The organism is Streptomyces sp. NPDC031365 (assembly GCF_055569765.1).
In genome coordinates this window covers 48,863-75,205 of the sequence record NZ_JBVIIM010000006.1, presented here as the reverse complement: position 1 = coordinate 75,205, position 26,343 = coordinate 48,863, and the positions used below count along the sequence as shown (strand labels likewise).

The following is a 26,343-nucleotide window of genomic DNA, read 5'->3' as shown; positions in this document are numbered from 1 at the left end:
AGCCCCATGGCGACTGTCCCGACCGCCCTCGCCGGCCGCCACTTCCTCAAGGAGGTGGACTTCACCGCGCAGGAGTTCCGCGGTCTGCTGGAGCTGGCCGCCGAGCTGAAGGCCGCCAAGCGTGCCGGGACCGAGCACCGGTATCTGCGGGGCAGGAACATCGCGCTGATCTTCGAGAAGACCTCGACGCGGACACGCTGCGCGTTCGAGGTCGCGGCCGCCGACCAGGGCGCCTCGACCACGTATCTCGACCCGTCGGGCTCGCAGATGGGCCATAAGGAGTCCGTGAAGGACACCGCCCGGGTGCTGGGCCGGATGTACGACGGGATCGAGTACCGGGGAGACAGCCAGGACAAGGTGGAGGAGCTGGCGCGGTACGCGGGGGTCCCGGTCTTCAACGGTCTCACCGACGACTGGCACCCCACCCAGATGCTCGCCGACGTGCTCACGATGACCGAGCACAGCCCCAAGCCGCTCACGGACATCGCCTTCGCCTACCTCGGCGACGCCCGCTTCAACATGGGCAACTCCTACCTCGTCACCGCGGCCCTGCTGGGCATGGACGTGCGCATCGTCGCCCCCAAGTCCTACTGGCCCGCCCAGGAGGTGATCGACCGGGCCCGCGAGCTCGCCGTGTCCGGCGGGGCGCGCATCACGCTCACCGAGGAGATCGCCGAGGGGGTCGCCGGTGCCGACTTCGTCGCCACGGACGTCTGGGTCTCCATGGGCGAGCCCAAGGAGGTCTGGGGCGAGCGGATCGCCGCCCTCGCGCCGTACGCGGTGACCATGGACGTGCTGCGCGCCACCGGCAACCCGGACGTCAGGTTCCTGCACTGCCTGCCGGCCTTCCACGACCTCGGCACCCAGGTGGGCCGCGAGGTGTACGAGGCCCACGGCCTTCAGTCGCTGGAGGTGACCGACGAGGTGTTCGAGTCGGCGCACTCGGTGGTCTTCGACGAGGCGGAGAACCGTATGCACACGATCAAGGCGATCCTCGTCGCGACCCTCGCCTGAGTTCCCGCCCCGCTCGGGCCGGGCGCCGAAGCCCCGCTCAGGCCGGGCGCCGCTGGCCCGGCAGCCGGAACCACACCGCCTTGCCGGACTCGGTGGGGCGGTGACCGCAGGACGAGCTCAGGGTGCGGATCAGCAGCAGCCCCCGCCCGTGCTCCTGCCAGGGGTCGGGCTTGTCGCGTACGGGACGGGTGAGGTCACCGGGCGGTGCCGGGTCGGCGTCGTGCACCTCGACCTGGAAACCGGTCGGCAGCAGCCGCACCACCAGCTCTATGGGGGCGCTCCCCGAGGTGTGCTCCACGGCGTTGGCCACCAGCTCCGCCGTCAGCAGCTCCGCCGTGTCGCTGTCGGCGGAGTGCTCCCGCTCGGCCAGTGCCGTACGGACCAGTGCACGGGCCACGGGCACTGCCGCGGTGGAGTGCGGCAGTGCGACGCGCCAGGAGGTGGAAGCGGCGGAGGGTTCGTACACAACTGGTCCGTTCATGGAGCGGGAGCGCCCGCATTCAACCGTCAATCGTACGGCGCACCCGGTGCGGCCCTGCGAGGGGGAGGCCCCGGAGCCCTGCCCGGGCGCCGTCCAGGGCGTCGGGCCCCGGCAACGGCGGCCTACCCACCTGCGGACCTCACCTCGCGCACCCGGTCCCCCCGTTACCGGTATGTCGACGAGTCGTGACGGATGTGACGGCCCCGAACCCGGTGCCCGAACCCTCCGGTGCCCGAACCTCCGGTCCGCACCGCCCCCGGCCTATCGCGTAGCCGTGACGACAGTCACCAATAGGTGATAACTTCTTGGGGTAGAGCTCAGTGAGCAGCGCAGTGCCCGCCCGAGGAGGCCGCCCTCATGAGTCCCTTCACCGGCTCCGCCGCCCGCACCGCCCACTGGGAGCATCTGCGCGTCGAGCTCACCGACGGCGTCGCCACCGTCACCCTCGCCCGCCCCGACAGGCTCAACGCGCTCACCTTCGGCGCCTACGCGGACCTGCGCGACCTGCTCGCCGAGCTGTCCCGGGAGCGGGCCGTACGCGCCCTGGTGCTGGCCGGCGAGGGGCGCGGCTTCTGCTCCGGCGGCGACGTCGACGAGATCATCGGCGCGACCCTCTCGATGGACACCGCGGGGCTGCTCGACTTCAACCGGATGACCGGCCAGGTGGTGCGGGCCGTACGGGAGTGCCCGTTCCCGGTGATCGCCGCGGTGCACGGGGTGGCGGCGGGCGCCGGCGCCGTCCTCGCCCTGGCCGCCGACTTCCGGGTCGCCGACGCCGGCGCCCGCTTCGCCTTCCTCTTCACCCGGGTCGGCCTGTCGGGCGGTGACATGGGCGCGGCATACCTGCTGCCCCGGGTGGTCGGCCTGGGCCACGCGACCCGGCTGCTCATGCTGGGAGAACCGGTACGCGCCCCGGAGGCCGAGCGCATCGGCCTGATCAGCGTGCTGACGGACGAGGGCCACGCCGACGAGGCCGCCCGGTCGCTGGCCCGCCGCCTCGCCGACGGCCCCGCCCTGGCCCATGCCCAGACCAAGGCCCTCCTCACCGCCGAACTGGACATGCCCCTGGCGGCGGCGGTGGAACTGGACGCATCCACCCAGGCCCTCCTGATGACCGGCGAGGACTACGCGGAATTCCACGCGGCCTTCACGGAGAAGCGCCCCCCGAAGTGGCGGGGGAGGTAGGGGAATGCCTTCGACGCAGGGCGCGGCATCGCCCGCGGGGGCGCGAGGCTGTCCCGAACCCGCGGCCGCGGCCGTGTGGGCACGGCGGTGGGGGAGGCAGCGGATGTTCTCGGCCAAGGGCACGGCATCATCCCCAGGGGCGCGGGGAACCGCGCGCCGAGCCACGGACGGCCCGCGGTCGCCCGACGAGCACAACCACCCCCTGCGCGTAGCGGTCATCGGCGGAGGCCCCGGCGGCCTCTACACCGCCGCGTTGCTCAAACGCCTGGCCCCCGACCGGAAGGTCACCCTCTGGGAACGCAACCCCCCCGACAGCACCTTCGGTTTCGGAGTGGTCCTCTCGGACGAAACCCTCGGCGGCATCGAACACGCCGACCCACAGGTCTACGCGGCCCTCCAACAGCACTTCGTCCGCTGGGACGACATCGACATCGTGCACCGGGGAGCCCGCCACACCTCCGGAGGGCACGCCTTCGCGGCCCTCGGCCGCCGCCGCCTCCTGGACATCCTGCACGACCGCTGCCGCGCCCTCGACGTCGACCTGCGCTTCCGCGCCGATGCCCCCGACCCGGCCCGGCTGGCGGAGACATACGACCTCGTCGTGGCCGCCGACGGCGTCCACAGCACCACCCGCGAGGCCTTCGCGGACGTGTTCCGGCCCCGGATCACCGCGCACCGCTGCCGCTACATCTGGCTCGCCGCCGACTTCGCCTTCGACGCCTTCCGCTTCGAGATCGCCGAGACCGAGCACGGCGTGATGCAACTGCACGGCTACCCCTACTCCCGCCCGTCGCCCGACCACCACCCCGCGACGAGGCCCTCCGGGCCGCAGGATCAGTGCGCCTCCACCGTGATCATCGAAATGCGTGAAGAGGTGTGGCGCAGGGCCGGATTCGACGAGACGGACGAGACGGAATCCGCCGGGCGCTGCGCCAAGATCTTCGCCGACGCGCTCGGCGGGCGCCCGCTGAAGTCCAACAACTCCGCGTGGACCACCTTCCGCACGGTCGTCAACGAGCGCTGGTCGCACGGCAACATCGTGCTCCTCGGCGACGCCGCCCACACCGCCCACTTCTCCATCGGCTCCGGCACCAAGCTCGCCGTGGAGGACGCGCTCGCGCTCGCCGCCTGCCTGCGTGAACAGCCCACCCTCGAAACCGCGTTGACCGCGTACGAGACGGAACGACGGCCCGTCGTCGCCTCCACCCAGCGGGCGGCCCGGGCCAGCCTGGAATGGTTCGAGAACCTGCCCCTCTACCTCGCCCAGCCGTCGCGCCAGTTCGCCTTCAACCTGCTCACCCGCAGCCGCCGGGTCACCCACGACAACCTGCGGCTGCGCGACGCCCGCTTCACCGAGGCGGTGGAGCGCGGGTTCGGCTGCCCTCCCGGTACGCCCCCGATGTTCACCCCGTTCCGGCTGCGCGGGCTGACCCTGCGCAACCGGGTCGTCGTCTCGCCCATGGACATGTACTCGGCGGTCGACGGCGTGCCCGGTGACTTCCACCTCGTCCACCTCGGCTCCCGCGCGCTCGGCGGCGCCGGGCTGGTGATGACCGAGATGGTGTGCGTCAGCCCCGAGGGCCGTATCACCCCCGGCTGTGCCGGTCTCTACACCGGGCGGCAGGCCGAGGCATGGCGGCGGATCACCGGCTTCGTGCACGAGCGGGCACCCGGCACCGCGATCGGCGTACAGCTCGGCCACAGCGGGCGCAAGGGTTCGACCAAGCTCATGTGGGAGGGCATGGACGAACCGCTCGACGACGGCAACTGGCCCCTCGTCGCCGCCTCCCCGCTGCCGTACAGGCCGGGTGGTCAGGTACCCGGTGAGCTGTCACGTGCCCAGCTCACCGACATAAGGGAACAGTTCACGGCCGCCGCCGCGCGGGCCGCGCGGGCCGGTTTCGATCTCCTCGAACTGCACTGCGCCCACGGCTACCTGCTCTCCGGTTTCCTCTCCCCGCTCACCAACCGCCGCACCGACGCCTACGGGGGCTCGCCGGGGAAGCGGCTGCGCTTCCCGCTGGAGGTCTTCGACGCGGTGCGCGCGGTGTGGCCCGGCGAGCGGCCGATGACCGTCCGGATCTCCGCCACCGACTGGACGGAGGGCGGCACCACGGCCGAGGACGCGGTCGCGATCGCCCGTGCCTTCGCCGCGCACGGTGCCGACGCGATCGATGTGTCGACCGGGCAGGTCGTGGCCGAGGAGGAGCCGGAGTTCGGCCGCTCGTACCAGACCCCGTTCGCCGACCGGGTACGGAACCAGGTCGGCATCCCGGTGATCGCGGTCGGCGCGATCTCCTCCTGGGACGACGTCAACTCCCTCATCCTCGCCGGGCGTACGGACCTGTGCGCGCTGGCCCGGCCCCATCTCTACGACCCGCACTGGACGCTGCACGCCGCGGCCGAGCAGGGCTACGAGGGGCCGGGCGTCGTCTGGCCACCGCAGTACCGGGCGGGCAGCCGTCGTCCGCAGACCGGACGTACCGACGCCCCCAAACCGCGGCTCACGCTGACCGACTGACCACGTCCGCTCAGGACACGCAGCCCCCGCCACGCACGTCGTGAGTGGTGCCCGGATCAGCCGGTGTCCAGGGCCGCGTAGCGTGCTCCCGCGTCGCGGAGCCGCTCGTGCAGCGCCTGGAAGACGGCCGCCGAGCGCGTGCCGGGCCAGTCCCCGGGCAGCAGCGCGGCCGGCAGGCCCGGGTCGGCGTAGGGGAGATGGCGCCAGGAGTCGAGGGCGAGGAGGTAGTCGCGGTAGGCCTCCTCGGGCGGGGTGTCCGTGCGCCGTTCCCAGGCGTGCAGCACGCGCGCGTGCCGGTCCAGGAACGCCTCGTGCTCCTTGGCGATGCCGGCCAGGTCCCACCAGCGGGCTGCCGCCTCCGCGGTGGGCGCGAATCCCAGGTGCTCACCGCGGAAGAGGTCGACGTACCCGTCGAGGCGCAGGCGCTCCAGGGTGTGCCTGGTTTCCGCGTACAGCCGCGCGGGGGCGATCCACACACCCGGCGCCGCCGTGCCGAAACCGAGGCCGGACAGCCGGGAGCGCAGGAGGTGCCGCTTCTGCCGCTCGGACTCCGGGACGGAGAACACGGCGAGCACCCAGCCCTCGTCCCCGGGCGGTGCGGTGGCGTAGATGCGCCGGTCGCCGTCCTCCAGCAACTGCCGTGCGTCGGCCGAGAGTGCGTACCCGGCCGCGCCCCGCGCGGTACGCGCCGGGACGAGCAGCCCGCGCCGTTTGAGCCGGGACACCGAGGAACGCACGGACGGGGCGTCCACCCCGACCGCGGCGAGCAGACGGATCAGCTCGGCGACGGGCACCGGGCCCGGCGCGAAGCGGCCGTACGCGCCGTAGAGCGTGACGATGAGAGACCGTGGAGCATGCTGGTCGGACACGTTGATCATCTTAGGTCCTGCCGATGACCGCTGTTCCCCGGCATCAGTCCTGGTCATCTCCCGACTCCGCGGCAGCACGCAGCCGGAACCGCTGGAGCTTGCCGGTGGCCGTGCGGGGCAGTGCGTCCAGGAAGACGATCTCGCGGGGGCACTTGTACGGCGCGAGCTCGGACTTCACGAAGGCGCGCAGGGCCTCGGTGTCGCGTGCGGCGCCCTCCTTGAGGACCGTGTACGCCACCACGACCTGGCCGCGCGCCTCGTCGGGCCGCCCGACCACCGCCGCCTCCACCACGTCCGGGTGGCGCAGCAGGGCGTCCTCGACCTCGGGGCCGGCGATGTTGTAACCCGCCGAGATGATCATGTCGTCGGCGCGGGCCACATACCGGAAGTAGCCGTCGGGATCACGGACGTAGGTGTCACCGGTGATGTTCCAGCCGTCGCGTACGTACTCGCGCTGGCGCGGGTCGGCGAGATAGCGGCAGCCGACGGGGCCGCGCACCGCGAGCAGTCCCGGCTCCCCGTCCGGCACGGGGGCGCCGGACGCGTCCTGCACGCGCGCCTGCCACCCGGGGACCGGGACTCCGGTCGTCCCCGGCCTGATGTGCTCGTCGGCGGCGGAGACGAAGATGTGCAGCAGCTCGGTGGCGCCGATGCCGTTGATGATGCGCAACCCGGTGTGCTCGTGCCAGGCGCTCCAGGTGGCGGCCGGCAGGTTCTCGCCCGCCGAGACACAGCGGCGCAGCGAGGAGATGTCGTGCGAGGCGGCGTCGCCGAGCATCGCCCGGTAGGCGGTCGGCGCGGTGAACAGCACCGACACCCGGTGCTGGGCGATCGCGGCCAGCAACTGGGTGGGATGCGCCTGTTCGAGCAGCAGTGCGCTCGCGCCGACACGCATGGGGAACACCACGAGTCCGCCGAGACCGAAGGTGAAGCCGAGCGGAGGGCTGCCGGCGAACACGTCGTCCGCGACCGGCTTCAGTACGTGCCGGGAGAAGGTGTCCGCGATCGCCAGCACGTCCCGGTGGAAGTGCATGCAGCCCTTGGGCCGTCCGGTGGTGCCGGAGGTGAAGGCGATCAGGGCGACATCGTCGGCGGCGGTGGGCACCGCCTCGTACGGGGTGCCTGCCGCCGGACGGTTCAGCAGGTCGTCGGGGGAGTCACCGCCGTACGTGGCGATCCTCAGGTCCGGGACCTCGGCCTTGGCCAGGTCGTCGACGGCCCGGACGTCGCACAGGGCGTGGCGGACCTCGGCGATCTCGCAGATGGTGCTCAGCTCGTGCGGGCGCTGCTGGGCCAGCACGGTGACGGCGACCGCGCCCGCCTTCAGTACCGCCAGCCAGCACGCGGCCAGCCAGGGAGTGGTGGGCCCGCGCAGCAGCACCCGGTTGCCGGGAACGACCCCGAGGTCGCGGGTGAGGAGGTGCGCGAGCCGGTCCACCCGGGCCCGCAGTTCGCCGTACGTCCATGTCGTGCCGTCGGGTGTGTGGAACACCGGACGGTCGTCCGGCGGGCCGTGCAGCAGTTCGGCGGCGCAGTTCATCCGCTCGGGGTAGCGCAGCTCCGGCAGCTCGAAGCGGAGCTCGGGCCACTGACCGGGTGGTGGGAGATGGTCGCGGGCGAAGGTGTCGACGTGCGCGGTGGCCCGTGGGTTCATGACGGTTCGCCCCCTTGGCGTGGTGGGCTCGCACCAGGAGCGTATCGCGTTGGTGACGGCAGTCAACGGTCCGCGATAACGTCGGGAGTGGCCCAGCGGCGAGGGAAGGGACCGGCGATGACCGCATTCTCGCTCCAACCGGCACAACTCGCCTGGTGCGCGGAGCTGCGCAGCCTGGCCGCGCGGCGGCTGCGACCGCTTGCGGAGAAGGGTGAACCCGGCCGGGTCAACCGCGCCCTGGTCACCGAACTGGGCACCCTCGGCCTGCTGCCCCGCCTGTTCACCTCCGGCGCGCTCGACCTGTGCCTGATGCGGGAGTCCCTCGCCCACGCCTGCACCGAGGCGGAGACCGCCCTCGCCCTCCAGGGCCTGGGCGCGCACCCGGTACACGCCCACGGCACCGCTGCCCAGCGCGACCGCTGGCTCCCCCGGGTGAGTGACGGCAGCGCGGTCGCGGCGTTCGCGCTCAGCGAGCCGGGCGCGGGCTCGGACGCGGCGGCGCTGGCGCTCACCGCTCACCCCGACGGACCCTCCCGCTGGCGGCTCACCGGGGAGAAGTGCTGGATCTCCAACGCCCCCGACGCCGACGTCTGCACCGTCTTCGCCCGGACCACCCCCGGTTCCGGCGCCCGGGGCGTGACCGCCTTCCTGGTCCCCGCCGACCGCCCCGGCCTCACCGGCAGCCGCCTCGACATGCTCTCCCCGCACCCCATCGGTGCCCTCGGCTTCGACGCCGTACCGGTGACCGCCGACGACGTGCTGGGCGCACCGGACGGCGGCTTCCGGGTCGCCATGGACACCCTCAACCTGTTCCGGCCCAGCGTCGGCGCCTTCGCGGTCGGCATGGCCCAGGCCGCCCTGGACGCGACCCTCGAGCACACCGCCCGGCGGGACGCGTTCGGCGGCAAACTGAAGGACCTGCAGTCCGTCGCCCACCAGGTCGCCGAGATGGCCCTGCGCACCGAGTCGGCCCGGCTGATGGTGTACGCGGCGGCCACGGCGTACGACGCGGGCGCCGCCGACGTCCCCCGGCGCGCCGCGATGGCGAAGCTGCTGGCCACCGAGACCGCGCAGTACGTCGTCGACCGGGCCGTCCAGCTGCACGGAGCGCGCGCCCTGCAACGCGGGCACCTGCTCGAACACCTCTACCGCGAGGTCCGCGCACCCCGTATCTACGAGGGGGCGAGCGAAGTCCAACGGGGCATCATCGCCAAGGAGTTGTACAAGAGCCTGGAGGACCGGTGACCGCCGATCGCGTCAACCCGCCCGACCTCTCCCCGCCGGCCGGCTTCTCGCACGCCGTGGTCGCCACCGGCTCCCGGCTGGTGTTCCTGGCCGGCCAGACCGCCCTCGACGCCGACGGAAAGGTGGTCGGCGGCACCCTGCCCGAGCAGTTCACCCGCGCCCTCAGCAACCTGCTCACCGCCCTGCGCGCCGCCGGCGGCACCCCCGCCGACCTGGCCCGCGTCACCGTCTACGCCACCGACATCGCCGCCTACCGCACCCACGCCCGGGAACTCGGCCGCGTCTGGCACGAGCTGGCCGGCCGGGACTACCCGGCGATGGCGGTCGTCGAAGTGGTCCGTCTGTGGGACGAAGAGGCCCTGGTGGAACTCGACGGCTTCGCCCTGCTGCCCTGACCCGCCGGGCGCCCCTAGCCTGACACCATGCCGGAGATCGAGCTGAGCGCGGGCACCGTCGAGTACGAGGACACCGGAGGGGAAGGGCCGGTCGTCGTCCTGCTGCACGGACTCGTCCACGACTCCTCGGTCTGGCGGAAGGTCATCGCCGAACTGCGGACCGGTCACCGGCTGCTGGCGCCGACCCTGCCGTACGGCTCGCACCGCAGGCCGATGACCCGGCCGCCCACACCCGACCTGGTCAACGAAATGGTCGCGGAGTTCCTCGACCGCCTCGACCTTCGGGACGTCACCCTCGTCGAGAGCGACTGCGGACGCGCCCAGACGGTCGCGGCCCGGCACCCCGAGCGGCTGGCACGGCTGGTCCTGATCTCCTGCGAGGCCTTCGACAACTACCCGCCGGGGCTGCCCGGCAAGATGCTCGCCCTGGCCTGCGAGGTGCCCGGAGGCATCCCGCTGATGGTCCGCACGCTGGGCCTGAAACCGCTGCGCAGGCTGCCGGTCGGCCTCGGCGCGCTCACCAAGCGTCCCGTGCCGGACGAGATCGTCGACCGCTGGCTGCGTCCCCTGCGCACCGACCCGGCGATCCGGAGGGACTTCCGGCACTACGGGACCCACGTCCGGCGGAGCGAACTGCTCGAGGCCGCCCAGGGCCTGCGGTACTTCGACCGGCCCGCGCTGGTCGTCTGGGCGACCGAGGACCTGATGATGCCGCGTGAACACGGCCGCCTGCTGGCCGAACTGCTGCCGCGCGGCCGGCTGGTGGAGATCAGGAACACGCGGACGCTGATCGCCGAGGACCGGCCGGAGCGGCTCGCCTCCCTGCTGCGGTGGTTCGTCGCGGAAGGGTGAACGCAGCGGCGGCCGGGAGCAGGCGGCGGCCACGAGGCGGTCGGCGGACATCCGGTGCGGCCGACGCCCCGGCCGCCGGAGCGGCTGCGACCACGACCGGCCGGACAAGTCCCGGCCGCTCGGGTCCTCGCCGGCCCTGGCACAACCGTCAACAAACACTCAGGTTGATCGCGGGGCGACCGTCAAGTGCGGTGTGGATGATCTGTCGGGTCATCCCCGCCGGTGCGGGAGCCGGGCACGGCTGGACTCAGCACCGGGCGGGTCGTGACGGAAGGTCCGGCGAGCCGAGAAGAGGGATCCGTGGACACGGTGATTGTTGCGGGCGGGCCGTCCCTCGTGCGGGCCGCCCTCACCAAGGTGATCGATTCGAGCGACACCCTGAGGGTGGCAGGCACCGCCGCGGACAGCGATGACCTCACACACCTGCTCGACGCCCACGCCCCTGCGGACGTCGTCCTGCTCGACCGTTCCGTCCGCACAGGGCAACCAGGCGATTTCACCGGTCTGATCCGCGAGATCTGCGCGGTGACCCGGACCGTCGTCTTCGGCGCCCCCGGCGCTCAGGAGGTCGACGCCCAGGTGCGGGCCGGAGCCACGGGCATTCTCGCCGCCGACGTCAGCGCGTCACAGCTCATCTCGGCCCTGGAAACCGTGAGCCGGGGCGGGCTTGTCGTCGCGCTCGGAACGGCTCCGGCCGTGAACACGGGGCAGGCACGCGTCACACCCGAGCTCACCCGGGAACTCTCCGTCCGGGAACGCGAAATCCTCACGATGCTCGCCGGCGGTCAGGACAGTGCCTGCATCGCCCGCGACCTTGGCCTCAGCCCGCTCACCGTGAAGACCCACATCACACGCATGCTCAGCAAGCTCGGCATCCGCCGGCGCGGGCACCTGGTCGCCTTCGCCTATGAGAGCGGCCTCGTCGTGCCCGGCACGACGCACACCAGTTTCATCGCGAACCGGCTGCGAACAGCCTCGTAGAAGGGCTGGGACAGCCCTGGGGGCGGCCCTCCCACGTTCGACGGCGTTCAGCCGAACACGCACGCAGCCCTCCGTGTGCCGGTGTGCCGGGACGGGCGGGGGGACGGTGTCCCGTCGGGCCGGGCGTCGTCGTGGTGCAGCGGCCGCCGGGAGGGCCGGCCCGTCAGGTGGTGTCCTGACATGGGGCCGGCTGCCTGGACGGCGGACGCCGAGCGCTGAGGCGGAACCCCGTGGTGCGGAGTCAGCGTGGGTGGTGGCCGCGGGGGAGCCGGATGCTGACAGTGGTCCCGACTCCCACCTCCGACCGCACGGTCACCTCTCCGTGGTGGGCGTGGATGATGGCTTCCACGATGGCCAGGCCGAGACCGGAACCGCCGTAGGCGCGGCTGCGGCTGGCCTCGGCGCGCCAGAACCGTTCGAAGACGCGGGGCAGGTCCTCCGGGGAGATCCCGGGGCCGTTGTCGATGACGCTCAGTCGTACGTCCTCGCGGCCGAGGGTGATCTCGACGCGGACGGAGGTGTGGACCGGGGTGTGCTGGACGGCGTTGCCGACGAGATTGCGCAGGGCCTGTTGCAGGCGGGCGGCGTCACCGATGACGGGCGCGGGGGGCGCGGGTGCCATGGTGATGTCGCGCTGGGGGTAGATGATCTGGGCGTCCTCGATCACGCCGGCGGCCAGCAGGGTGACGTTCACCTCGTCCTGGTCGACGGGGCGGCCGGCGTCCAGGCGAGCGAGCAGTGAGAGGTCTTCCACGAGCAGGCGCATCCGCCCCACCTCGTTCTCGATGTGCTCGAGCGCGGTCTCCAGGCCCGGGCCGGAAAGGCCGCCCTGGCGGTGCAGATCGAGCCACCCGGAGATCGTGGACAGGGGGGTGCGCAGTTCGTGCGAGGTGTCGGCGGCCAGGGAGCGAACGGTCGCCTCCGCGCGGGCCTGGGCGTCGAACGCCCGGTTGACCGCCTTGGCCAGCAGGTCGGCTTCGCTGCCGTTGCGGTGTGTGGGGAGCCGCTCGGTCAACGAGCCGGCGGCTATGGCGTCGGCGCTGCGGGCCATGCGGGCGAGCGGGCGCATACCGAGGCGCAGGACGATGACGGACAGCCCCAGCAGCGTGAGCAACACGGCTCCGATCAAAGCCAGTTGGCGTCCGATGAGGGCGTCGGTGGTGGCGTCGTCGACGTTGGTGTCTATGGTGAGGATGACAGCTGCCGGAGCCACGGTGCCTTCGACGGGTCCGCGGTCGATGATCAGGCCGGGGCTGGGGATGCGTACGGCGCTGAGATTGCCTCCTTCCAGTGAGACGACACTGCCGGCGGTTGCGGTCACGCTGAGTGCGGCGATATCGCCGGCGGACCGGGATGCGGAACCGGTGCTCAGCAGGACCTTGTTGTCCTCGTCGACGGCCACGGTGCCCAGGGGTGAGCCGAGGAGGGCGCCGAGTTGGTCGGCGTTGGCCGTCTGCGGTCCCTGGCCGATGACCTGGGTCAGACGGTCGGCGTTGGCTTCGAGGGTGTCCTGGTTGCGCTTGTCCAGGAAGCTGTCGAGGAGGAAGGCGCTGATGAGGGCGCTGACGGCCAGGCCGGCGACCAGGAGCACGGACAGCCCGGCGAGCAGGCGCAGACGGACGCTGGAGAAGGCCCAGGGGAGACGGCCGCGGAGTCTCACGTGCCGGCCCGCTCTCGGAGGACGTAGCCGACACCGCGGACGGTGTGCAGCAGCGGTGTGCGGCCGTGGTCGATCTTGCGGCGGAGGTTGGAGACGAAACGCTCGACCACGACGGAGCCGCCGCCGAAGTCGTACTGCCACACGGCCTCGAGGATCTGGGCGCGGGAGAGAACCTGTCCCTGATGACTCATCAGGTAGTGCAGCAGTCGGTATTCGGTGGGAGAGAGCTCGACGAGTCGGTTGTCGCGGCGGACTTCGTGGCGGAGGTCGTCGAGTGTGAGGTCGCCGCAGGACAGGCGTGTCTCCTCGGCGGCGGGGGCGCCGCTGCGGGCGCGGCGCAACAGTGCCTGCAGCCGGGCGCCGACCTCGACGACGCTGAAGGGTTTGGTGACGTAGTCGTCGCCTCCCAGCCGCAGCCCTCGTACGCGGTCTTCGACGGCGTCGCGGGCGGTGAGAAAGAGTACGGGTACGTTGATGTCGCGGGCGCGCAGCAGCTGGAGGATCTCGAAGCCGTCGGCGCCGGGGAGCATCACATCCAGGACGATGACGTCCGGGGAGTGGCGGGCGACCTGGGCGAGGGCTTCGCTCAGGTCGCCCGCCGCGTCGACGTCGAATCCGGCGAATTCCAGTGCCGAGATCAGCAGCCGCCTGATACCGGGATCATCGTCGATGACCAGGACGCGGTCGGCGGTCCCCGGCGTGCTGACGACGTTCATGTGCGCTCCTGGTGACGGCAGCGACCGCCTGACCTCTGCCGCCGCGGCCGGTGCGGTGGACTCGGCGGGTATTCCGATATCGGCTTTGCTGATCATCGTGTCACAGGCTCACTGGAGTGGAGTCCTTGACGGGGGCGTGGGGCGCCGCCCCTTCGGGAGCGTGGAAGTTCCCGCCCTCGACGTCGAGGTGGGGCAGGATCCGGTCAAGACGCCGCGGCAGCCACCAAGCGCGGTCACCGAGGAGCGCCAGGACAGCCGGTACGAGGGTCATCCGGACCAGGAAGGCGTCGACCAGGACTCCGAAGGCCAGCGCGAAGGCGATCGGCATGATGTCGGCGTCGCGGGAGAACAGGAAGCTGACGAACACCGAGATCATGATGAGTGCGGCAGAGGTGACCACGCGGGCGGCGTTGCGGGCTCCGTTGAGGATGGCCATGCGGGCGTTGCGGTGGCGGTTGTAGTCCTCACGCATGGCGGAGACGAGGAACACCTCGTAGTCCATGGCCAGGCCGAAGAGCACGGACATCACGATGATGGGTACGAAGCTGGCCACAGGTCCCTGGCTGGGGACGCCCAGCAGGCCGGCCAGCCATCCCCACTGGAAGACCGCGACGGTGGCGCCGAAGGCGGCCCCCACGGAGAGCAGGAACCCGATGGTGGCCTTGACGGGGATGGCCACGGACCGGAACGCGACCATGAGCAGGAGCAGGGAGAGGCCGACGACGACGACCACGAAGGGGAGGAGCGCACCGCTGAGTTTGTCGGAGACGTCGATGCTGACCGCGGTCATGCCGGTGACGGCGACGTAGCCACCGCCGGCCTGGGCCAGCGGCTGCATCTGGGTGCGCAGCCGGGAGACGAGGTCGCTGGTTTCCCCGGACCGCGGCCCGGTGTCGGGGATGATCTGGATCCGTGCCGCCCTGCCGTCCCGGGCCACGTCGACACCGCTGACATCCGCGATGCCCCGAACCCCTTGCACCTCGTCCTCGACAGCGGCGGCCGTGGTGCTGACGGTGGCCGGGTCGTCGTCCTCGACGAGCACGACGAGGGGACCGTGGGCGCCGGGTCCGAAGGCGTCACTGATCATGTCGTAGGCCTGGCGGCTCGAGTTGCTGGTGGCGCTGGAACCCTCGTCGGTGAGCGCCAGCTTCAGCTCCAGGGCGGGAACGGCCAGGGCGACGAGCGCGACGGTTCCCAGGACCAGGTTGCGCACGGGATGGCGCAGGACGCCCTCGGTCCAGCGCACCCCCATGGTGGGAGCTGCGGTCCGGCGCACGGCGTCCTTACGGCGCAGGGGCAGGAACCTGCGGTGCCGGGTGGCGGACTGGCGTTCCTTGGGCGTGAGCCTGCTTCCGGCCATCCCCATCAGCGCGGGCAGCAGCGTCACAGCCGTGATGACGGCGACGGCGACCGCTCCGGCGGACGCCAGCCCCATGGAGGTCAGCATCGGCACACCGGCGACGGACAGACCGGCGAGCGCGATGAGGACGGTCGCTCCGGCGAAGACGACGGCGCTGCCTGCGGTGGCGGTGGCCCTCGCGACGGACTCGCGGACCGGCATGCCGGTGCCGAGTTGGGCACGGTGACGGGAGACGATGAACAGGGAGTAGTCGATCCCGACGGCGAGCCCCAACATGATCGCCAGAGTGGGCGCGTTGTCGGAGACGTCGAACACCGTGGCCAGACCGATCATCGCGCCCATCGTGCCCACGATCCCGAGAACCGCGGTGATCAGCGGCAGACCTGCCGAGAGCAGCGACCCGAACGTGATCACCAGGATGACCAGGGCCACCCCCAGACCGATCAGCTCACTGGGGCCCACGGGCGGATGCGAGGACTCGTACGGTTCACCGCCGTAGACGGTCTTCAGGCCCGCCTGCTCGGCCTCGCTTCCCGTGGCCTTCACCGCGTCCAGCGTGCCCGCCGGCACGTCGTCCTCCGCCTTGGTGGTGAAGGTCACCTGGGCCACCGCGGTGCGTTCGTCATCGGAGACGGTGCCGCTCTCGGACGGGTCACTGACCTCGCTCACCCCCGGAACCCGGCCCATGGCCTCCAGCGTGGCCTCCAGCGGCTTGCTCAGATCCGTCTCGGTCACCTTGCGGCCGGGCGGCGCCTGGAACACGATCTGCGCCGACTGGGTGTCCGGCTCGGGGAAGTGCCCCTCCATTTTGGTCAGGGCCGTCTGGGCCGGTGAGCCGGGAATGGAACCGCTGTCGCTGAAGGAGCCGGCGAACGACAGCCCCAGACCCACCACCGCGCCAAGGGCGAGAATCCACCCGATCAACATCGTTCGCCACCGGCGAGCACCCCATGCGCCCAGCCTGTACAAGAACGTAGCCATGAACGATTCCCTCACTCGTAGGAAGACGACTCGGCACATCCTTCTCAGCGGACTTGACGGCCCACCCACGGCGACCTTGAGGGTTCCTTGACGGTTCCGCCCCCGTACCGTCAGGCGCGCCGGCCAGCGCAGGCCGATACCCGGGACGGCGGCAGGACGATCGCCGGGCCGTTCCCCGACGGCCGGCACCCCCGGCCACCGAAGGGTGACGACGAGTGGCCGGGGAGCGATGCACCGGGTACTGGTGGAAGGCCTCGTTCCGCTCACTCACGGAGGTTTCCCATGCCCGTACGCCCCCACCTCGGCGCGGCGGCCGGCGCCGCGCTCCTGCTGCTCGGCACCGCCGCGGCAGCCCCCTCGGCCGCCGTGTCGACCGACCCCGAGGAGACTGTGACGGTGGACGTGGAGGGACGCATCGCCGACGACGGCTCCGTCACCCTCTCCGGCACCTACCGCTGTCTCGCCGGCACCGGCGCGGTCTTCATCAGCTCCTCTGTGAGCCAGTCCGCGCCCACGATCCGCTACGGCATCGGGGGCACCAGGGCGGTGTGCGACGGAGTGGAGCACCCCTGGGAGAACACCGGCCGCGTGCCCGGCAACGTGCTGAAGGCGGGCCCGGCGCACGTCGAGGCCATCATCATGGAACAGCGCCTCAGCGGCATCGTCCTGGAGCCCGTCGTCCATGCCGTCGGAAACCGGGACGTCACCCTCCTCCGGGCCTGACCGGCGCCGCCCGGCCGGCCCCCGCGCTGCCGGGGACCGGAAGAACACCGGCGCCCCCACTGCCGTGCCCGGGCATGGACCGGCACACGGCCGGTCCGTCACCCTCGTCCCATGGTCGCTCTCCGTCACACGATGGTCCTCGTCCCCGTCCCGCGTCCCTGGCTCGCCGATGCCCTCGCCGCCCTCCTGGACCTGGCGGAGGACACCCGTACGGAGGCGGGGCGGGTGCTGCTGCCGGACGGGCGGGAGGCACCGGACGTACGGCTCGCCGGGGGACGCCACCTCCGGCCCGGAGGGGTCTACGAGAGCACGGGGGACGGGGAGCCGGGGCGGCCGGGGGAGACGGTACGGATCACCGTGGAGGAGTGGAACCGCCGGCGTGCGCTGCGGCTCGCGCTCGCCGTATCCGCCCCGGACGGCACCTTCGCCCTCCGGGGCACGCTGCACCGCCCGGACCGTCCGCGCCTCGTCGAGGTCGACGGACGCGCCCGCGTGGAGAACGTCTGGTCCGCGCTGTCCCGGGTGAGCGGTGTGGCACGGCTGCGGTGCGACGACTGGTGGGCGGCGGCCGACACGGGCCGGACGACGCGTAGGGCCCCGCTGTCGGCGAGCCTGGAGTGCGGCGCCGCCCGGGCGGACCTGCGGGCGGTACCCGGACCCGGGGGCCCCGACGGTCACTGGGCGGTGTCGGTCACCGTACGCGTCCGGGGCCGGCGCCTGCTGCGCCCGGTGGCGGCCGTCGCCCTCCGCCTCGGCCGGCGCCGCCTGCAACGGTCCCTGGACAAGGCCCTGGACGAGAGCGCCGCACGATGGAACGACGTGGTTCCCGGTCTGCTGGCGATGGGCCCCGACGCCCTGCGCCAGGAGGTTCTGGCGGCGGGCGCGTGAGGCGACCCGCGGGCCTCCGGCTCACGGTCCGTCGGCCGGCCAGTTCAGCAGTCGCGCCCCGATCACTGCCGTCTGCAGCATGTAACGGTGCGCCGGGTCGGCGGGGTTGGCGCCGGTGAGTTTGCTGATGCGCTCCAGACGGTAGGTCAGCGCCCGCACACTCAGGGAGAGACGCCGGGCCGCCTCCGCCGCGACACAGCCGGAGTCGAAGTAGGCGGTGAGCGTGTCGAGCAGGGGCTTGGCACCGCCCCGGGCCGTCGTCAGTGGCCCGAGGGTGTTGTACACCAGGTCGGCCATGGCCTGGCGGTCGCGGGCCAGCACCGGGTAGACGAGCAGGTCGGAGGCGCGCAGCACCGGATCGTCCAGCCCCAGTCGCTCGGCGATCTCCAGGGAGCTCAGGGCCTCCTCGTAGGACTGGACGACCCCGCCGGGCCCGGACTGCGGGCGGCCGATGGCGACCTGTCCGCCGTCGGTGGCGGCGTACGCCTGCTTGGCGAAGTAGGTGAGCACCTCGCTTTGATGTCCGGGGGCGATGCACAGCAGCCGGCCGTCCTTGGTGGTGAGCAGGACGCTGCGGTCACCGAAACGGGATATCAGAGCGCGCTCCACCTGCCGCGGCACCGGGTCGCCCTCGTCGTAGCCGACCGCGCCCCGTGCGACGGCCACCGCGTGCTCGTGGGACAGCCGCAGCCCGAACCGCTCGGCGCGTTCGGCGAGCCGGCCCAGATCGCTGCGCCCGTAGAGCAGGTCGTCGATGAACTCGCGCCGTGCCGCCTCCTCCTGACGGACCGCCAGTCGCTGCGCGCGCTCATAGCCTTCGGCGAACGCGTCCACGACCTGCTGTACGGCCGCGAGCGCGCTCTCCACCGAGTCCGCACCGCGCGGCCACGCCCCGCGGGCGGCGGACAGATGCGCGCTGACGAGGGACCGCAGGCCGAAGCCCGCCTCCGCGGCGCGTTCCCCGAGATCCCGCCGTGAGGCGATCTCGTCCCGGGTGAGGCGTCTGCCCGTCGCCGCCACCTCGGACAGGATGTGGATACAGCCGTCCAGGTACTGCTCGGGAATCTCCCGTTGTGTCACGCGGGCCCCCAACTCTTGACGCGTTCCTGATGCGTTCCTGTTGACGCACCGGCATGCAGACCCTAGTGAACCTTGCCGGAATCCGGCAATGCACGTTTCCGTCCCCGCCGGGCATCATGGTCCGCGGGGAGCACCGCGGAAGGTTCCGGTGCCGGGCACCGGCAGGTGCCTCGCGCCGGAACCGGAGGGGAGCAGTGCTGCCCCGACGACGTCGAGTGGTGAGAAGGGAGGGGGCCCGGATGCGCACGTGCGTGAAGCCCGCCGCGGGCCCGTCCGCCCTCCGCCTCGTACGGCCGTTGCACCGTCTCTCCCCGGACGAACCCGGGCCGTCCCGGTCCCCGCTCAGGCGCGGTGCGGACCGGGACGGTGTGGCGCGCGCGGTGCGCCGGGCAGCGGACGGCATCCGTCCGCGCCCGCCGCAGAACCGCAGCGCCGGCTGAGTCGTCCCCCTCACCACCGGACATTCACCCGTCTCGCCAACGAGGCGCCACTTCACCTGACTTCTGCCAAATTTTCAGCCCAGAAGGACGTGCTCCATGGATGCCGCCACCGTGGGCATCGCCGTACTCGTCGGCGTCGCCCTGTTGCTCGTGCTCATCGGTCTGCTGCTCGTCACCAAGCTGTTCCGCAAGGTGGAACAGGGCAAGGCACTGATCGTCTCCAAGACCCGCAGGGTCGACGTGACGTTCACCGGATCGGTCGTGCTGCCGGTGCTGCACAAGGCCGAGGTGATGGACATCTCGGTGAAGACCATCGAGATCACCCGGGCCGGCAAGGAGGGCCTGATCTGCCGGGACAACATCCGCGCCGACATCCGCATCACGTTCTTCGTCAAGGTCAACAAGACCGTCGACGACGTCATCAAGGTCGCCCAGGCCGTCGGCACCGCGCGGGCCAGTGACCGCAACACGCTCCAGGAGCTGTTCCACGCCAAGTTCTCCGAGGCGCTGAAGACCGTGGGCAAGCAGATGGACTTCACCGACCTCTACACCAAGCGCGAGGAACTGCGGTACCAGATCATCGAGGTCATCGGGGTCGACCTGAACGGCTACCACCTCGAGGACGCGGCGATCGACTTCCTGGAGCAGACCCCGCTGGCCCAGCTCGACCCGGGCAATGTGCTCGACGCGCAGGGCATCCGCAAGATCACCGAGCTGACCGCGGTCGAGCACGTCCGCACCAACGAGGCACAGCGCAACGAGCAGAAGGAGATCACGCGGCAGGACGTCGACGCGCGCGAGGCGATCCTGGAACTGGAGCGCCGCCAGGCCGACGCCGAGATCAAGCAGAAGCGGGAGATCGAGACGGTGAGGGCCCGCGAGGAGGCCGAGACCGCGCGGGTCATGGAGGAGGAGCGGCTGCGCGCCCAGAGCGCTTTCCTGCGCACGGAGGAACAGCTCGGCGTGCAGCGCGAGAACCAGGCCCGTGAGGTCGCCGTCGCTGCCAAGAACCGCGAGCGGGTCATCGCCGTCGAGAGCGAGCGGATCGAGAAGGACCGCCTGCTGGAGGTCATCGCCCGGGAGCGGGAGACACAGCTGACCAGGATCGCCGCCGACAAGGAGGTCGAGGCGGAGAAGCGGGAGATCGCCGAGGTGATCCGCGAGCGGGTCGCGGTGGACCGTACGGTGGCCGAGCAGGAGGAGTCGATCCTGAAGCTCCGGGCCGTCGAGGAGGCCGAGCGGCAGCGCCAGTCCGTGATCATCGCCGCTGAGGCCGAGGCGCAGGAGAAGCTGGTCAAGGACATCAAGGCCGCCGAGGCCGCCGAGCAGGCCGCCACACACCGTGCCGCCGAGGAAGTCACCCTGGCCGAGGCACGGTTGAAGACCGCCGACCTGGACGCACGGGCCAAGCTGCGGACCGCCGAGGGAGTCCAGGCGGAGGCCGCGGCCGAGGGACTGGCGGCAGTTCAGGTCCGCGACAAGGAGGCCGAGGTCATCGAGAAGGCGGGCCGCGCCGAAGCCGAGGCCGCCGAGGCCCGGATGCGCGCGGAGGCCGAGGGCGCACGGGCCAAGGCGCTCGCCGACGCGGAGGCCATCAGCGGCAGGCTCCGCGCGGAGGCGGCCGGCCTCACCGAGAAGGCGGCGGCGATGGCCGCCCTCGACGAGGCGTCCCGCGGCCACGAGGAGTACCGGCTGCGGCTGGAGGCCGAGAAGGACATCCGGCTCGCGGGACTGGACGTGCAGCGGCAGGTCGCCGAGGCACAGGCCACGGTCCTCGCGACCGGACTGGAGAACGCGGACATCAACATCGTCGGCGGGGAATCGATGTTCTTCGACCGGCTGATGTCCTCCATCACGCTCGGCAGGAGCGTGGACGGCTTCGTCCAGAACTCCGAGACCGCGCAGGCACTCGCCGGCCCCTGGCTGGACGGCTCCGCGAGCTTCACCGACGACCTGAGCCGCATGCTGGGCTCCGTCTCGACCTCCGACGTACAGAACCTCACCGTCTCGGCCCTGCTGATGCGACTGATGAAGCAGGGCGGCGAGAACACCGGTCGGTTCAGGGAACTGATCGAAAAGGCAGGTGAGCTGGGTCTCTCGGACACGCCGCTGGCCGAACTGAACGGCCACGCGAGGGCCTGACCACCATCGGGTCGGGAGCCGCCGCACAGGGGACGGCGGCTCCCGACCGCTCCCTTCCCGAGAGGCAGCCATGACCAGCAGCACCCACGAGCCCGGGGCCCGCCACGAGACACCGGACGCGGGCGGGCCCGCGACGGACCCCGCGACGGTCGACGGCGGCGCCTACCAGGTGCTGCGGGACCGCCTCACCGCCCAGGCAGCGGAACTCGCCCGCCGGGCCCAGGCGTTGAACCACCGGAGGGCGCAGGAGTTCGGTGCCCCCGAACTGCGCCTCGCCGGCACCGAGCGGCTGCGCACCGACCGGAGCAGTGTGCCCCGCGACATCGTCGCAGTCGGTGACGTACTCCTCTTCGGCTACGAGGCCAAGCCCCGGCCCGACCGGGACACCGAGGTCCGCGACGTCCTCGCCGCGCACGACCGCGACCTGAACCGCCTCCCCGACGACGCCGTGCCCGGACTCCTCGACGACCCGCACTTCGTCCGCGAGTTCACCGCCCTGCACCGCTACTACCGCCAGGCACGCCTGCTGCGCCTGCGCCGCGTCGACGGCAAGCTGCTCGCCGTCTTCCAGACCGGCGAGAAGGCGGGCGACATCCGCGTCCTGCGCTGGTCGGTGTCCGAGGACGGCCGTGCCGCCTTCCTCGACGCGCGCGGCGACCGCGATCACGCGCTCATCCCGCCGACCGACATCGAGTGGACCTCCACCACCCGTGAGGACCACGTCCTCGGCCGCCACCCGCACGTCTCCGTCCAGGGCGAGGTCTTCGTCGACACCCTCGGCGGCACCCTCACCGTCAAGACCGACAATGACACGGACGCCCCCGACGGCATCCACACCGAGCCGGTCGACGAGCCCCTGCAGTCCCTCGCCGACGCCGACATCGCCCACGCCCGTGTGGGCCCCCTGATCCTGCTGCGGGTCCTCCCCTACAAGGAGACGGCACACCGCTACCTGGTCTTCAACACCCTCACCCGCTCCGTCGTCCGCCTCGACGGCATCGGACAGGGCCCCCGCCGGCTGCCCGAGGACCAGGGCATCGTGTTCCCCGGCGGCTACTGCCTCGCCGTCGGGACGCACAAGACGTACGAACTCGACACGCAAAGCATGCGGTTCGAACGCGAGGTGCGCTCACCGCACGGTGAGGACGTGCTGTACGCCTTCCACGCCCCCGGACGCGGACGGGCCCTGCTGCTGTCGTACAACCAGATCCACGAGGCGGTCGCCATCCCGATGGCGTGCCACGGATGGGCGCTGTTCGACGACGGGCTGCTCGTTGTACTGCGCCCCGAGGGCGACGACCCCGCCCGTGTCCACCCCGTCCAGCTCTGGGAGACCCCCTACGTCTCCGACACCCACGCCGCCGCACAGCCCGCCGGCGAGGGACCGCTGGCCCGGGTCGGCAACGCAGACCTCGTACGAGGCATCTCCGACTGCCTGTCGCTGGCCCGCTCCGCAGCCGAGACCACCCCCACGGCCGAGATCTACACGACCCTGGCGGCCGCCTGCGTCCGCGCCACGGACACCCACCACTGGCTCGGTGACAGCGAACTCGGCGACCTCCGAGGCCCCTTGGATCAGGTGCGGGACACCGCCGAGCAGGTGCTGGCCGAGTTCGAGGCCGTGCGCGACCTCACCCGCCGGGCCGCCGACGCGCTCGACGAAGCGGCGGACCGGATCGCCTCGGTGGTGCGACGGCTGCGCGGCGAGCAGCCCCGCGAGGCCGCCGCCTGGGTCACCGGCCTCACCGAACTCCGCCACGCCCAGGGCCATCTGCTGACCCTGAAGGACATGCGGTACGCGGACCACGCCCGCATCGACGCACTGGCGGGCGCCGCCGAGACGGACCTCGCCTCCTTCGGGCAGCGCGCGATCACCTTCCTGGCCCGCGAGGACGCCTTCGCCACCCATCACACGGACCTCGAAGAGCTGCACGCCGACATCGAGTCGGTCACCACCACCGCGCAGGCCGCCCCCGTCACCGCCCGCCTCGACGAACTCGCCGACGGTCTCTCCACGGTGACCGAGGTGGTCGCCGGACTCGACATCAGCGACGCCACGGTCCGCACGACCGTCCTGGAGCGGGTCGCCGACGCCCTGGCCGGGATCAACCGCGCCCGTGCCACCCTCGACACCCGCCGCCGCGGCCTCCTCGACCGGGAGGCACGCGCCGGGTTCGCCGCCGAACTCGCCCTGCTCGGCCAGACGGTCACCGGCGCCCTCGCCGCTGCCGACGACCCCGGGACGTGCGACGACCAACTGACCCAGGTGCTGACCCGGCTGGAGTCCCTGGAGTCCCGCTTCGCGGAGTTCGACGACGTCCTCGGTGAACTCGCCGACCGGCGCACCGAGGTCTACGAGGCGTTCTCCGCCCGCAAGCAGAGCCTCACCGACGCCCGCGCCCGCCGCGCCGAACAGCTCGCCTCCGCCGCCGGACGCGTACTGGAGACGATCGCCCGGCGTTCCGCCACGCTCGCCGACACCGACGCGGTGAGCACCTACTTCGCCTCCGACCCGCTGGTCGCCAAGGTCCGCCGTACCGCCGCCGAACTACGCGGACTGGGCGACAGCGTACGGGCCGAGGAACTCGACGGCCGGCTGCGCTCCGCACACGAGGAGGCCGCCCGCGCCCTGCGCGACCGCACCGACCTCTACGCGGACGGCGGACGCACCATCCGCCTCGGCGACCACCGCTTCGCCGTCTCCACCCAGCCCTTCGAACTCACCGTCGTCCCGCACGGCGACAGTCTCGCCCTCGCCCTCACCGGCACCGACTACCGCGCCCCCGTCACCGACCCCGCCCTCCTCGCCGACCGCCCTCTGTGGAACCGGCACCTGCCGTCCGAATCGCCCGAGGTCTACCGCGCCGAACACCTCGCCGCCCGTCTGCTGCGCGAGCACGGCCCCGACGCCCTGACCGGCGCCGAGGACCTCGCCACCCTGGTGCGCAAGGCCGCCGAGGAGGCGTACGACGAGGGCTACGAGCGCGGTGTCCACGACCACGACGCCACCGCCGTCCTCACCGCCGTACTGCCCCTGTACGACGCCGCCGGAACCCTGCGCCACGCCTCCGCCGCCCGCGCGCACGCCCTGCTGTACTGGGCGCACGGCACCACGGCCCAGGCGCGCGCCGACCTCACCCGCCGCGCCCGCTCCCTGGCCCGGGTCCGGGACGCCTTCGGCCCGCCGCCCGCGCTCGATGCGCTGCGGGCGGAGCTCGCCCGTGCCGTGCGTGACTGGGACCAGGAGGCCACCGCCCGCCCCGAGGCCTGCGCCGCGTACCTCTTCGACGAACTGACCACCGGCCCCGACGGCTTCGTCATCAGCACCCGGACCCGCACCCTGCTCGACAAGTTCCGCCGCACGGTCGCGACCGCGGCCTACGACGAGGACCTCCCCGCCCTCGGCGACCTCACCGCCCGCCGACAGCTGGTAGAGGCCTGGCTGACCGCGTACACCGCCGCCACCGGCGACCTGGTGACCCCCGGCGACCTCGCCGAGGCCGTGGCCGCCGAGCTCTGCCCCGACCTGCCCCGCCACGAGTCGGATGCGTCCCTGACCGTCACGGTGGAGGGGCTGATCGCCACCCATCCGCGGATCACCGACCGCCGCCTCACCCTTCGCCTCGACGAATTCCTCGCCCGCACCGAGGAGTTCGGTGCACACGACGTACTCGCCTTCCGCGCCTTCCAGCGCCGCCGCACCGCCCTGGTGACCACCGAGCGCACCCGTCTGCGCCTGGACGACCACCGGCCGCGCGTGATGGCGTCGTTCGTCCGTAACCGGCTGGTCGACGAGGTCTACCTGCCGCTGGTCGGCGACAGCCTCGCCAAGCAGCTCGGCACCACGGGCGAGTCCGCCCGCACCGGCGCCGGCGGGTTGCTGCTTTTGGTCTCCCCGCCCGGTTACGGCAAGACGACCCTCGTGGAGTACGTCGCCCACCGGCTCGGTCTGGTCCTGGTCCGCATCAGCGGCCCCGCGCTCGGCCACGCGGTCACCTCGCTGGACCCGGCCGAGGCTCCGAACGCCACCGCCCGCCACGAGGTCGAGAAAATCAACTTCGCGCTGGCCGCGGGCAACAACACCCTCCTCTACCTCGACGACATCCAGCACACCTCGCCCGAACTGCTCCAGAAGTTCATCCCGCTGTGCGACGCCACCCGTCGGATGGAGGGTGTGTGGGAGGGCGAACCGCGCACCTACGACCTGCGCGGCAAGCGGTTCGCCGTCTGCATGTCCGGCAATCCCTACACGGAGTCCGGCGAGGTCTTCCGGGTCCCGGACATGCTGGCCAACCGCGCCGACGTGTGGAACCTCGGCGACGTCCTCACCGGCAAGGACGACGTCTTCGCGCTCAGCTTCGTGGAGAACGCCCTGACCGCCAACCCGGTCCTCGCCCCGCTCGCCGGACGGGAGCGCGCCGACCTGGACCTGCTGATCCGTCTCGCCGAGAACGACCCCACGGCCCGCCCCGACCGCCTCACCCACCCCTACGCACCCGCCGAACTCCACCGCGTCCAGGCCGTACTGCGGCATCTGCTCACCGCCCGCCGGACGGTCCTCGCCGTCAACGCCGCCTACATCGCCTCGGCCGCCCAGTCCGACGACGCCCGCACCGAGCCGCCGTTCCGGCTCCAGGGCTCCTACCGCAACATGAACAAGATCGCCCAGCGCATCCAGCCCGTCATGAACGACGCCGAGCTGAGCGCCGTCATCGACGACCACTACACGGCCGAGGCCCAGACCCTCACCACCGGCGCCGAGGCGAGTCTGCTCAAGCTCGGGGAACTGCGGGGCACCCTCACCGCCGAACAGTCGGCGCGCTGGGCGGAGTTGAAGGCCGCCCATGTCCGCGCCCGCACCCTGGGCGGCCCGGACGACGACGCGCTGGCCCGCGCCGTGGCCGCCCTCGCCCTCCTCGGCGAACGCATCGCAGCCGTCGAGTCGGCCATCACCCGTGCGGCGGGTCGCCGTCGGCTGCCCCCGCCGGCCGCCGACCCGACCGGCTGACCCGGTGGCCCGCCCTGCGGCCCACCCGGCCGAGGGGACGGGCCCCTGACGCTCCCCTGAAATTCACCTTCGCCAGGGCTGATTGAAGGTTTATCTACGCGCGGAGCATGCTTGGCCGAACGATCATTCGGGCATTCCGGATGACTTT

The 26,343-nt window shown here is 72.1% G+C and carries 18 protein-coding genes; 11 read left to right on the top strand and 7 right to left on the bottom strand.

Annotated elements, in window-relative coordinates:
- The first annotated feature begins 6 nt into the window (after window positions 1–6).
- Window positions 7–1,014 (top strand): ornithine carbamoyltransferase, encoded by a 1,008-nt coding sequence (argF, locus tag ACZ5C2_RS12240; protein WP_468789274.1) that lies wholly within the window; start codon window positions 7–9, stop codon window positions 1,012–1,014.
- Window positions 1,015–1,051: 37 nt separating this feature from the next.
- On the opposite strand, the gene ACZ5C2_RS12235 is transcribed toward argF, so the two are convergent.
- Window positions 1,052–1,495 carry an ATP-binding protein gene (locus tag ACZ5C2_RS12235; protein ID WP_468789272.1) on the bottom strand — a complete coding sequence of 148 codons (444 nt, stop codon included), beginning with the start codon at window positions 1,493–1,495 and terminating at the stop codon, window positions 1,052–1,054.
- Window positions 1,496–1,852: 357 nt separating this feature from the next.
- Between ACZ5C2_RS12235 and ACZ5C2_RS12230 the strand changes: the two genes are divergently transcribed.
- Window positions 1,853–2,680, top strand: coding sequence for an enoyl-CoA hydratase family protein (locus ACZ5C2_RS12230; protein ID WP_468789270.1), 828 nt, complete (start codon window positions 1,853–1,855; stop codon window positions 2,678–2,680).
- Window positions 2,681–2,783: 103 nt separating this feature from the next.
- Window positions 2,784–5,201 carry a bifunctional salicylyl-CoA 5-hydroxylase/oxidoreductase gene (locus tag ACZ5C2_RS12225; RefSeq protein ID WP_468789268.1) on the top strand — a complete coding sequence of 806 codons (2,418 nt, stop codon included), beginning with the start codon at window positions 2,784–2,786 and terminating at the stop codon, window positions 5,199–5,201.
- Between the two features lie 56 nt (window positions 5,202–5,257).
- Here ACZ5C2_RS12225 and ACZ5C2_RS12220 read toward each other — a convergent pair whose 3' ends face one another.
- Both ACZ5C2_RS12220 and ACZ5C2_RS12215 read right to left on the bottom strand, forming a co-directional pair.
- A complete protein-coding gene (locus tag ACZ5C2_RS12220) occupies window positions 5,258–6,079 on the bottom strand; it encodes a PaaX family transcriptional regulator (RefSeq protein WP_468789266.1) in 822 nt (273 codons plus the stop codon).
- 34 nt (window positions 6,080–6,113) lie between these two features.
- Entirely contained in the window at window positions 6,114–7,724 is a 1,611-nt protein-coding gene (locus tag ACZ5C2_RS12215; RefSeq protein WP_468789264.1) for an AMP-binding protein, read from the bottom strand.
- 117 nt (window positions 7,725–7,841) lie between these two features.
- Between ACZ5C2_RS12215 and ACZ5C2_RS12210 the strand changes: the two genes are divergently transcribed.
- The 4 genes from ACZ5C2_RS12210 (at window position 7,842) to ACZ5C2_RS12195 (ending at window position 11,197) form a co-directional block, all read left to right on the top strand.
- The gene (locus tag ACZ5C2_RS12210; protein WP_468789263.1) at window positions 7,842–8,969 is read left to right on the top strand and encodes an acyl-CoA dehydrogenase family protein; all 1,128 of its coding nucleotides are present in this window, start codon (window positions 7,842–7,844) and stop codon (window positions 8,967–8,969) included.
- Window positions 8,966–9,364, top strand: a complete 399-nt coding sequence (locus ACZ5C2_RS12205; RefSeq protein ID WP_468789261.1) for a RidA family protein — start codon at window positions 8,966–8,968, stop codon at window positions 9,362–9,364. The genes ACZ5C2_RS12210 and ACZ5C2_RS12205 overlap by 4 nt, the downstream gene beginning before the upstream one ends.
- A 27-nt stretch (window positions 9,365–9,391) precedes the next feature.
- Complete coding sequence (locus tag ACZ5C2_RS12200; RefSeq protein ID WP_468789259.1) at window positions 9,392–10,216, top strand: alpha/beta fold hydrolase; 825 nt, start codon at window positions 9,392–9,394, stop codon at window positions 10,214–10,216.
- A 300-nt stretch (window positions 10,217–10,516) separates the two neighbouring features.
- On the top strand, window positions 10,517–11,197 hold the full coding sequence (locus ACZ5C2_RS12195; protein ID WP_468789257.1) for a LuxR C-terminal-related transcriptional regulator: 681 nt from the start codon (window positions 10,517–10,519) through the stop codon (window positions 11,195–11,197).
- Between the two features lie 241 nt (window positions 11,198–11,438).
- On the opposite strand, the gene ACZ5C2_RS12190 is transcribed toward ACZ5C2_RS12195, so the two are convergent.
- The 3 genes from ACZ5C2_RS12190 to ACZ5C2_RS12180 all read right to left on the bottom strand — a co-directional run bounded on the left by ACZ5C2_RS12190 (window position 11,439) and on the right by ACZ5C2_RS12180 (window position 15,914).
- A complete protein-coding gene (locus ACZ5C2_RS12190) occupies window positions 11,439–12,857 on the bottom strand; it encodes a sensor histidine kinase (protein ID WP_468789255.1) in 1,419 nt (472 codons plus the stop codon).
- Window positions 12,854–13,573 carry a response regulator transcription factor gene (locus ACZ5C2_RS12185; protein ID WP_468789253.1) on the bottom strand — a complete coding sequence of 240 codons (720 nt, stop codon included), beginning with the start codon at window positions 13,571–13,573 and terminating at the stop codon, window positions 12,854–12,856. The genes ACZ5C2_RS12190 and ACZ5C2_RS12185 overlap by 4 nt, the downstream gene beginning before the upstream one ends.
- A gap of 100 nt (window positions 13,574–13,673) precedes the next feature.
- Window positions 13,674–15,914 carry an MMPL family transporter gene (locus ACZ5C2_RS12180; protein WP_468789251.1) on the bottom strand — a complete coding sequence of 747 codons (2,241 nt, stop codon included), beginning with the start codon at window positions 15,912–15,914 and terminating at the stop codon, window positions 13,674–13,676.
- A gap of 282 nt (window positions 15,915–16,196) precedes the next feature.
- Here ACZ5C2_RS12180 and ACZ5C2_RS12175 point away from each other — a divergent pair, with 282 nt between their 5' ends.
- Window positions 16,197–16,637, top strand: coding sequence for a DUF6299 family protein (locus ACZ5C2_RS12175; RefSeq protein WP_468789249.1), 441 nt, complete (start codon window positions 16,197–16,199; stop codon window positions 16,635–16,637).
- Between the two features lie 111 nt (window positions 16,638–16,748).
- Window positions 16,749–17,525, top strand: a complete 777-nt coding sequence (locus tag ACZ5C2_RS12170; protein ID WP_468789247.1) for a hypothetical protein — start codon at window positions 16,749–16,751, stop codon at window positions 17,523–17,525.
- 21 nt (window positions 17,526–17,546) lie between these two features.
- Here ACZ5C2_RS12170 and ACZ5C2_RS12165 read toward each other — a convergent pair whose 3' ends face one another.
- Window positions 17,547–18,605 (bottom strand): PucR family transcriptional regulator, encoded by a 1,059-nt coding sequence (locus ACZ5C2_RS12165; RefSeq protein ID WP_468789245.1) that lies wholly within the window; start codon window positions 18,603–18,605, stop codon window positions 17,547–17,549.
- A gap of 536 nt (window positions 18,606–19,141) precedes the next feature.
- On the opposite strand from ACZ5C2_RS12165, the gene ACZ5C2_RS12160 reads away from it, so the two are divergent.
- On the top strand, window positions 19,142–21,187 hold the full coding sequence (locus tag ACZ5C2_RS12160; RefSeq protein ID WP_468789243.1) for a flotillin family protein: 2,046 nt from the start codon (window positions 19,142–19,144) through the stop codon (window positions 21,185–21,187).
- A 70-nt stretch (window positions 21,188–21,257) separates the two neighbouring features.
- Window positions 21,258–26,195: a DNA repair ATPase gene (locus ACZ5C2_RS12155; RefSeq protein WP_468789241.1), complete on the top strand. Its 4,938-nt coding sequence runs from the start codon at window positions 21,258–21,260 to the stop codon at window positions 26,193–26,195.
- Window positions 26,196–26,343 lie beyond the last annotated feature (148 nt).

What these genes read in the sequence shown, in the direction of transcription:
- ACZ5C2_RS12210 (WP_468789263.1), top strand. Translation starts at nt 7,842, where the DNA reads ATGACCGCATTCTCGCTCCAACCGGCACAACTCGCCTGGTGCGCGGAG.
- ACZ5C2_RS12200 (WP_468789259.1), top strand. Translation starts at nt 9,392, where the DNA reads ATGCCGGAGATCGAGCTGAGCGCGGGCACCGTCGAGTACGAGGACACC.
- ACZ5C2_RS12170 (WP_468789247.1), top strand. Translation starts at nt 16,749, where the DNA reads ATGGTCGCTCTCCGTCACACGATGGTCCTCGTCCCCGTCCCGCGTCCC.
- ACZ5C2_RS12230 (WP_468789270.1), top strand. Translation starts at nt 1,853, where the DNA reads ATGAGTCCCTTCACCGGCTCCGCCGCCCGCACCGCCCACTGGGAGCAT.
- ACZ5C2_RS12220 (WP_468789266.1), bottom strand. Translation starts at nt 6,079, where the DNA reads ATGATCAACGTGTCCGACCAGCATGCTCCACGGTCTCTCATCGTCACG.
- ACZ5C2_RS12160 (WP_468789243.1), top strand. Translation starts at nt 19,142, where the DNA reads ATGGATGCCGCCACCGTGGGCATCGCCGTACTCGTCGGCGTCGCCCTG.
- ACZ5C2_RS12235 (WP_468789272.1), bottom strand. Translation starts at nt 1,495, where the DNA reads ATGAACGGACCAGTTGTGTACGAACCCTCCGCCGCTTCCACCTCCTGG.
- ACZ5C2_RS12155 (WP_468789241.1), top strand. Translation starts at nt 21,258, where the DNA reads ATGACCAGCAGCACCCACGAGCCCGGGGCCCGCCACGAGACACCGGAC.
- ACZ5C2_RS12185 (WP_468789253.1), bottom strand. Translation starts at nt 13,573, where the DNA reads ATGAACGTCGTCAGCACGCCGGGGACCGCCGACCGCGTCCTGGTCATC.
- ACZ5C2_RS12180 (WP_468789251.1), bottom strand. Translation starts at nt 15,914, where the DNA reads ATGGCTACGTTCTTGTACAGGCTGGGCGCATGGGGTGCTCGCCGGTGG.
- ACZ5C2_RS12225 (WP_468789268.1), top strand. Translation starts at nt 2,784, where the DNA reads ATGTTCTCGGCCAAGGGCACGGCATCATCCCCAGGGGCGCGGGGAACC.
- argF (WP_468789274.1), top strand. Translation starts at nt 7, where the DNA reads ATGGCGACTGTCCCGACCGCCCTCGCCGGCCGCCACTTCCTCAAGGAG.
- ACZ5C2_RS12175 (WP_468789249.1), top strand. Translation starts at nt 16,197, where the DNA reads ATGCCCGTACGCCCCCACCTCGGCGCGGCGGCCGGCGCCGCGCTCCTG.
- ACZ5C2_RS12215 (WP_468789264.1), bottom strand. Translation starts at nt 7,724, where the DNA reads ATGAACCCACGGGCCACCGCGCACGTCGACACCTTCGCCCGCGACCAT.